The following is a 1,658-nucleotide window of genomic DNA, read 5'->3' on the forward strand; positions in this document are numbered from 1 at the left end:
GGTTCGATTCCGACGCCGCGAGGCCCGCCGCGCCGGTCCATGGCCATGACCGCGATGGATGCTCAGTTCCTTCAACACGGCTTCGATCCGGGCGTCGCAAGCAGATGCCTTCTCGTGGTAGGCGTCGTAAAGCGCAAGTGCCTGCTCGAGCGCAAACAGATGCTCGGCGCGGTAGCTTCCGGTGAGCGCCTTCGCGATCGTCTCGGCGCTGGCATGCTTGCCGCCCACTCCAGCGCGGTCGTCATGGAATCGACCATCGTCTACTGGATTCCGATTTTTGAGCTTCTCGATGCCCGGGGATTTACCGTGTTTCTTGTCAACGCGCGCGATGCCAAGCACGTGCCGGGGCGGACTGGCTCCGGTGCGCGATCTGCCCTCACGGCAGCCATGTGCATAGTCGCTCCGACGTCGATGGCAGCCGCGTTCGGGTGCACCATTGGCATCTTACCACCGTTCCTCGACTTCGATCTTTTGGGGTTCATCTCCAATCCTCCTGCTGACGGCGGCGGAAGGGCTGGGCTGCACTATTGGTCAGATTCCTAAACGGGATCGCCGAATGACGTCACCACTCTCAAGTGCGCAACAACCCATGGACCAGTTTTTTTAAACGGGGTCACCTGCCACCAAAATCGTATCGGCCGCTCCCTTCCGGTCGGCAATCTAGCGTTGGCCGTTTCTATCCCAGAGGGGGAACGCAGCGCCGCGCATAGTTTTTTAGAAGGAGCGCTCACCAAGGCGGGATTGCTGAGCGCAAGGCGATGATCGAGCGTCAGCACGAGCTGCCGATCACCAGGCAGGCAGAGGCTTTGAACATCAGCCGCGGCAGCGTGTACTACCTGCCGCGGCCGGTGTCGTCCGCCGATCTCGCGCTCATGCGGCGTCTCGACCGGCTGCATCTGGAGCTTCCCTTCGCCGTCCGGCGATCGTGCTGTTCGGGCCGTTGTTGTTTCCGATCGCGCGCGCCGTCGGCGTGCATGAGGTGCACTACGCCGTTCGCGAATGCTGAGAGGCCTGCTGGCTGCCGAGGGGCGCAAGATCGGCCGCCGGCATGTCAGAACGCTGATGCGGCGGATGGGGATAGAGGCGCTCTATCGCCGTCCGCGCACCACCAGACCCGAGCCCGGCCACAGGATCTATCCATACCTGCTGCGCGGCATGGCGATCACGCGACCGAACCAGGTCTGGGCGATGGACATCACCTACATCCCGATGGCGCGCGGCTTCGTCTATCTCGCTGTGGTGCTGGACTGGGCAACACGTGGTGTTCTGCCGTGGCGCCTGTCGATCACCATGGAAGCAGCCTTCTGCGTCGAGACGCTGGAGGATGCTTTGGCTCGTCATGGCAAGCCGGACATCTTCAACACGGATCAGGGCTCGCAGTTCACCGGACAGGCCTTTACCGGCGTGCTCGCCGACACGGCATCGCGATCAGCATGGACGGCAAGGGCGCATGGCGGGACAACGTGTTTCTCGAACGGCTCTGGCGCAGCGTCAAATACGAGGAGGTGTACCTGCGGGCCTATGACAGCGTCAGCCAGGCGCGCGACTCCATCGGCCGATATCTCGACTTCTACAATCGCGCATCAGAACACCCATCTGTCTATGTTGTTGAAGAGAAGAGGCTTTGCTGATCGGGATGCGATCCCGTGGGGTATTTG

2 pseudogenes are annotated in these 1,658 nt (G+C 62.1%); one reads left to right on the forward strand and one right to left on the reverse strand.

The window, feature by feature from the left end:
- A pseudogene (locus IVB48_RS32940) lies at positions 1-219 on the reverse strand (IS110 family transposase); the annotation flags it as partial.
- A gap of 491 nt (positions 220-710) precedes the next feature.
- Between IVB48_RS32940 and IVB48_RS32945 the strand changes: the two are divergent.
- A pseudogene (locus IVB48_RS32945) lies at positions 711-1,577 on the forward strand (IS3 family transposase); the annotation flags it as partial.
- Positions 1,578-1,658 lie beyond the last annotated feature (81 nt).

The sequence above is a fragment of the Bradyrhizobium sp. 76 genome, assembly GCF_023073025.1.
GTDB lineage: Bacteria > Pseudomonadota > Alphaproteobacteria > Rhizobiales > Xanthobacteraceae > Bradyrhizobium.